Origin of the sequence: Prevotella pallens ATCC 700821 (assembly GCF_000220255.1) — a bacterium.
Taxonomy (GTDB): domain Bacteria; phylum Bacteroidota; class Bacteroidia; order Bacteroidales; family Bacteroidaceae; genus Prevotella; species Prevotella pallens.
Map to the genome: position 1 here is coordinate 727,891 of NZ_GL982513.1, position 6,535 is coordinate 734,425.

Here is a 6,535-nt window from a genome sequence, read left to right on the forward strand (position 1 = left end):
TTGCCTTTAACATAGGGAAAATGTGTAGAAAAACCAATCTCAAGGAACTAAAAGACATTATGGAGGTACTTTTAGGCACCTTCAGATGCTTTATACAAGTTTATATAGGCTATTTAAAGCCCTATAAATCATTTTATATGAAATTAGCAGCATAGCTGCAGTAAATAACGAATTATGTGGTAGACAAGGTAAAGGGAGAGTAAAAAAGAGGATGTATCAATTTTGACACACCCTCTTTTTTATTGATTTAAATTTTTGTCAATGATAGAATTAAAATAACACAGAATCCAGAAAGAGAAAGAAAAGAGAGTGTGAATAAGAAATAAGGAGAATGAACTTATATTCTTTTTCAGATATTCTTCAATAAGCTTAGTGTTTAAACTTTCTCTATGAGGCAAACAGCATAGGCTGCTATGCCTTCTTCTCTACCAACGAAACCCATTCGTTCAGAAGTTGTTGCTTTGATGGATATTGCATCTTCATCGCAACCAATAATCTCTGCCATACAAGCTTTCATAGCAGGTATATGTGGATTAATCTTCGGACGTTCTGCACATACTGTAGCATCTATATTCCCTACACAATAGCCCTTTGTAGCTATTAATTCTATTGTCTTCTGTAGTATCACCTTCGAGTCCATATCTAAAGTTTCGTCTGCCGTATCAGGGAAGTGATAACCAATATCTCGCATATTTGCTGCACCTAACAAAGCGTCGCAAACAGCGTGTAGCAATACATCAGCATCGCTATGACCCAGCAAACCAAGCGTGTGGTCTATCTTTATACCACCCAAATAGAGTGGACGACCTTCTACAAGTTTATGGACATCGTAGCCCATTCCTACTCTTATCATATTCAGAAACGTTTGCGAGGAAGTTTCCTTCCTCGCAGCATTAAGTGTTACTTTCTATTAAACAAGTCTTTAATTCCGTCCATATCGAACGTTAAGGTGAAACGCAAGGTTTGATCGAGTGGATTGCTCTTTGCCGTTGCAATTACATAGCCTGCATCAAGTGAGAATACGCTCATCTTGAAGCCTGCACCCACTGTGAAGTATTTACGGTTACCTTTATTTTCGCTTTCGTTGTGGTAACCAGCACGCAATGAGAACTTGTCGTTGTAAACATATTCAGCTCCGACACTCCAGTTTACTTCCTGAAGTTCTTCTTTTGCACCACCAGGAGCATCACTAAAACTCTTAAAGATTCCCGAAATAGACGATACATCGTAATACTCTTTTTGTAAACGATTTTGGTAATCTACTTCCGATTCATCTGAATTGCGCTTTGGATAGGTAGGAACAAGAAATTTGTTGGCATCAGCTGCAATGGTGAACCGATTAAATTCATCAATTGGAATCATCAACGATGCACCCAAACGCAAGTTAGTTGGTATGAATTCAGACCGATTATCGCCACCAAATGTAATTTTCGAACCAATATTTGAAATATTCATACCCAATCCTAGCTGACACTCACGACTACCAATATTGATATAATTTTGATAATAAGCAGAGATATCGGCAGCAAATGCAGACCCTGGTGCAGTTTCTTCGTTAAAGTTATAAGTAAGGTCTGAATATATCCAACGTACAGCAGCGCCTAATGAGAATTTTTCGCTCAGCATTAGCGAGTATGCAACATCAAACGACAGTTCGTAAGGTTTAATTGTCATTGCAGCAGACCCATCGGTACTACCACCAGTCGTAACTTCGCCTAAAGAGAAGTAGCGTAATGAACTAGATACAGCACTATAGTCGCCAATTCGATAATAGCCAGAAAGGTAAGCTAAATCCATATCGTTTACCAACTGTCGTAACCAAGGCGTATAGTTCAGTGAAACTCCTGCACGTGATATGGTAAACGGATATTTTGCAGGATTCCAATACTGCGAATTTACGTCAGGATCAGTGGCAACTCCTACATCTCCCATACCAGCAGCACGGGCATCGGGGGCTATCATTTGCGAAGTAACAGCATGGTTTACTGGGTTAAAAATATCTTTCTTGTCCTGTGCCATCGTTGCTGAAGCTATCCATGTAAGCAAGAACAGACTCAATATTCTATAAGGCTTATTCATTCTTTCTGTATTCTTATCTGTTAGTTTGTACAATTGTCTCAGGTTCGTAATTCGAACACTTCATTAATACACAAACGTACATAAAGACTTATTTATTGTTTATTACGATTAGTTTCTTTGCTTTAGACTCTTTCACGGCACCACCGCAACCTATCCGAACACGATAGAGATACACACCTGTTTGCAGACGTGCACCAGAATTAATGATTAAATCCCAATTCATTGTGTAGACATTACCCGATGCTATTCCATTTTCTTTGTGTTTCCACAATAAACGTCCCGATGTATCGAGTACTTCCAATTCTATATCTACATTTGCCCCAACATAATTATGGGTTACAATGAACGTTGTTTCTGTTTTGGCAGGGTTATTTGTGCAACTCACATCTTCTATATCAGGAGCCATTCCCTTGTCTACTGTAAAATCGAGTGTAGCAGTAGAAGGATTGTTGAGAATATCCCAAACACGGAATTTCAGTTGATGTCGTCCTTCAGATAGTTCAGGAATACTGAAGAAAGTAGTTCCTTTTGTATAGCTACCAAAGTCGAAGCGGAAGTTGTCGTTAAGGTTGTAAGTGCGCATCATATCTCCATCAATAATGAGTTGCATATCGTGTCCAACTCCATTACCCGCTGCATTTATACCATTGGCATCGGTAACTTGTGCAACAAAATATGGTGTACTATTCACCTTACCACCATTTACAAATGATGGTGTATTGAGGTAACAATAGATGGAAGGTCCAATAGAATCGTTACTTACTTGCTCTGAACCATTTATTGTAAACCTATCTTCTGCGCCATTCGCCAGTAAAGTATGGTCGTTGCTTACTGCATATACATTTATAAGACCAGTACCATTAGTATAATTAAGGTCGCGAGGAACGGCAAAAGTAAATTTAAATTCGCCATTGTGAACACTGTCGGAACCATTATAAAGTACTTTTTGACGGTCGTAGTAGCTGAATGGAGTGTTCGTTGTTTCTTCTTGTCCCTTACAAGTTATCAATTCTCTAGTGTCGCGCACAGTTGCAGACATTAATCCATTGAAGTTTTCCACCTTTGTTGCATTCTTTTCGATGTGTCCTTTTACTGTGGCAATGGTACCACCTTTTAATTTTATTTGACCAGAATTACTGATAGCACTACCATCTATAGAATCGATAACAATATTCAAGGTAGGCAAATTAAGCGACAAAGCAGGATCGCCCAACAACGAGTATTGCAACTTATTGCGTGTTTGGTCTTGCCCTGTGTTTATCATATCTATTTTTGCTAAGCGCTGTGCTTCACCAAGTGTGGTTGGTTTTCCATTTTTAAAGCTCAACACATGTTTCAGAAAAGCAGTATTTATATGTTTGTTATAACTTGCATATACAGTTCGGGTAGTTCCCCAGAAAGCTACCGAGCCACCTTTTTTGTTTAACATTGCTTCTTCGCCAATAGTAGCAATAGTTCCATCGAAAGGCATAATATCACAGCTTGCAGTAATCCAAAGAGGAAGATTTTTATTAGTAAAGTTTTGGAAATCTGTAATACGTAACACAGCCTCGTGTGATATTTGAATTTCAGAACCATGTCCTGCATAATCCATAATAAGTGCTCCTTGTGCCTGTTGTTGTTTTATAATAGCGCTAACTTCAGGATATGTAAAACCTGTAGAAGAACTAGTACGTTTATAAGCGTCCCACATCACTTTTTTAACAACATAATTAGGATATGTATTCATAACAGCTTCTGCTGTTTCGTTTACATCGTGCATGTGTAGATTGTTGTTTCCATCATCGCCCATAAACATAATAACATTTTGCCAATCGCCAGCATTCTTATCTATTGCATAATTAATGGTCTTGTCTACTATAGTTTGTGCTTCGTCTGGCGTACTTACAGGAAAACGTCCCACACCAATATCTTCTTTGTCTATATTAGTTTGATTTACACCTTCTCCTTCGTCCATAAGTGTGTACCAACCATCATTAATATAGCAATCGGTTAAACTAAACGAATTGTCGCTCTCGTATGCAAGTAAATAATCGTCGGTATTTAGCAACCTACATTCAGGTGTTATCATACGATTATCCCATACACAATCGCCAAAAAGTAAAAGCGACTTTGGTATTTCGGCTTCTGTTTTTGCACGATCGTATAGCATTTTCATATACCGACGATATGCCATAGCATCGGGAGTTCCACTTGAAAATTCGTTGAAAATTTCATCAGCAGGCACAATACGTACCTTTATGCCATCATGTTGCTCATGGAAAGCAGCCAAACGCTGTGCTTGTTTTAGCAATTTCTGACTGGTTGGAATTATAATAACAAGGTCTACGGGAGTATGACTATGTAAGTCTTGGTTGGTAATGTTATATACGTATTCAGGAACAGGAAATGTTCCCTCTGTTAAGTTTGGGGCAGAACGAGGTTTATCGTAGGTTATTGATACATAATCTAAACGTGCAGGACCTCCTGAAAGTGTTGTTATCTTAATAGAATCTACATTATGTAGTCCCACTAATGGGTATTTTCTTTCAATTTCAGCACCATAATCAAATTCACCTGTAGACATACTTAGTTCGCCTTTCTTTTCACCATTCACTTCTATTTGTATGGAAGTGCGTCCTTTTCCTGCCGACACACCAATAGCAAGAGTTCCATTGCTTGCTTTTGCTGTGTTGGTTAGTGTATATGTTTGTGTTTTTCCAACAGCTATAGGGGTATTTTCAAAGAATCGACGTCCACCTGGAAACCAACTGTAATTTTCTATTTCGTGTAAACTATGATAATCGTCGGCTGTTGGATATACCGATGTCAAAAAAGTATTGGCGTCTACTGTTAAAGGAGCTTCTGTACTTTCTGTAATAAAATAATAGCCATAGTTAGAATAGTGGTTACGGGTGCGTATTGTTGCTGTATTGCTATCCCAACTTACTGGTCCACGTCCATAAAAAAGACGTTTTCCACCCACAAAACAACTTGGAACTTCCTTTAAATCATCAAATTCTTTCAGATAAGCTGATGAAATTCTTTCGTCTTGCAAATTACCACCATATCCATAAATACGCACTTTACTTAAATCGGAAAATCCTGCACGACGAATTACATCGGTAGTAAGATTATAAATACCATTAGCAGGTACACGAATTTTAGCCCATTTACCCGACGATAATACGGAATGATTTGCATAAAGTTGTGTATTTCCTGTTGTTGAAACACGATTAGCACGAACCTGACGAGCATTGCGAGGCTTTGAAGTTAGTGCAATCATAAAGCTAACTAAGAATTGTTTTTTGCCATTACGTTCTACAATAGGGACGAGCGAAAACTCAAGAATTCCTTTTTTACGCTCTACTACCATTTGTTGTTGTATATTTGGCAAGCTAGAAAGTGGCATTCCCGACAATTTATTATAGCGTGAAATGTCTGCAGCACTCATATCAAGAAACTCTGGATATCGTATCTCTAATTGGTAAGTAGAATCTGCATAATTCTCTCCAATAGGAATTGCATACGTAAAATGTGGTAATAAAGAATCTATTGTAACATCTTCAACCGTAAGATTGAAGAAACGTTGTTTTTGTGCTTGCGCTGAAATTGCAAGCAACAATAATATAAAACTTAATATATTACGTTTCATTCGTTTCGTTATTTCTGATTGAAGATGTTCTCTTCAATATCGTTTATTTACAATTAAAGTCAAGAATTTTTCTATCCTCAACATAACCTTCTAAATGGTCGTTTATAGCAACGGAAGCACACCCTGTGGGACACCCAGTATAAATAATATCTCCTGTCTTTAGCGTAAAGTACTTACTAATGTAGCTTACAATTTCGTCTACCTTATAAAGCATATCGCTTGTGCAACCTTCTTGTACTGTTTTACCATTAATGTCAAGGTGGAAATGAATGCGCTGAATATCTAAGAATTTATCCTTTTCTATCCAGCTTCCCAGTGCTGCTGCTCCATCAAAACTCTTCGAAAGTTCCCAAGGTAGCCCTTGTTCTTTCAATTTTTTCTGCAAATCGCGTGCAGTAAAATCAATTCCAACCGTTACAGCATCATAATAGCGGTGAGAAAATCGCTCTGGAATAGTTTTTCCTAACCTACAAATACGCACTACCAGTTCGGTTTCATACTCTATTCGTCCTAAATCATCAGGAATAAAAAAAGGTTTACCATCTTTTAATAACGATGAATCAGCCTTCAAGAATACCACTGGTTGCTCTTTTTTATTTAACGTGTCGTGTAGCGATTTATTGTGTTCGGAATAGTTCATTCCTATTGCAAATATCTTCATTTCTAATTCGTTTGCGATTTTTTTACTTCTATATAAACAAAATAGGCAACAAAGTATTGACACTCGGATATACACCTATTTATTTTGCAAACTTACATAAATTTTTTGTAACCGAACCTTGATAAAATAAAAAACACATTCTTTTTATTTCTCCTAAATCT

General features: G+C 37.5%; 5 protein-coding genes. 1 reads left to right on the top strand and 4 read right to left on the bottom strand.

Going from position 1 to position 6,535, the window contains the following annotated elements:
* A partial coding sequence (locus HMPREF9144_RS14060) for a hypothetical protein (RefSeq protein ID WP_006044322.1) occupies window positions 1-155 on the top strand: 155 nt, incomplete at its 5' end.
* 221 nt (window positions 156-376) lie between these two features.
* On the opposite strand, the gene ispF is transcribed toward HMPREF9144_RS14060, so the two are convergent.
* From ispF to HMPREF9144_RS02755, 4 genes are all read right to left on the bottom strand, one after another.
* Window positions 377-853, bottom strand: coding sequence for a 2-C-methyl-D-erythritol 2,4-cyclodiphosphate synthase (gene ispF / locus HMPREF9144_RS02740; RefSeq protein WP_006044323.1), 477 nt, complete (start codon window positions 851-853; stop codon window positions 377-379).
* A 47-nt stretch (window positions 854-900) separates the two neighbouring features.
* Window positions 901-2,079, bottom strand: coding sequence for a type IX secretion system outer membrane channel protein PorV (gene porV / locus HMPREF9144_RS02745; protein WP_006044324.1), 1,179 nt, complete (start codon window positions 2,077-2,079; stop codon window positions 901-903).
* An 88-nt stretch (window positions 2,080-2,167) separates the two neighbouring features.
* Window positions 2,168-5,713 (bottom strand): type IX secretion system sortase PorU, encoded by a 3,546-nt coding sequence (gene porU, locus HMPREF9144_RS02750; protein WP_006044325.1) that lies wholly within the window; start codon window positions 5,711-5,713, stop codon window positions 2,168-2,170.
* Window positions 5,714-5,756: 43 nt separating this feature from the next.
* Entirely contained in the window at window positions 5,757-6,374 is a 618-nt protein-coding gene (locus HMPREF9144_RS02755) for a fumarylacetoacetate hydrolase family protein (protein WP_006044326.1), read from the bottom strand.
* Between the last annotated feature and the right edge of the window lie 161 nt (window positions 6,375-6,535).

Bases quoted from the DNA above. Each gene is read 5' to 3' on its own strand.
- ispF (WP_006044323.1), bottom strand. From the start codon at position 853: ATGATAAGAGTAGGAATGGGCTACGATGTCCATAAACTTGTAGAAGGT.
- porV (WP_006044324.1), bottom strand. From the start codon at position 2,079: ATGAATAAGCCTTATAGAATATTGAGTCTGTTCTTGCTTACATGGATA.
- porU (WP_006044325.1), bottom strand. From the start codon at position 5,713: ATGAAACGTAATATATTAAGTTTTATATTATTGTTGCTTGCAATTTCA.
- HMPREF9144_RS02755 (WP_006044326.1), bottom strand. From the start codon at position 6,374: ATGAAGATATTTGCAATAGGAATGAACTATTCCGAACACAATAAATCG.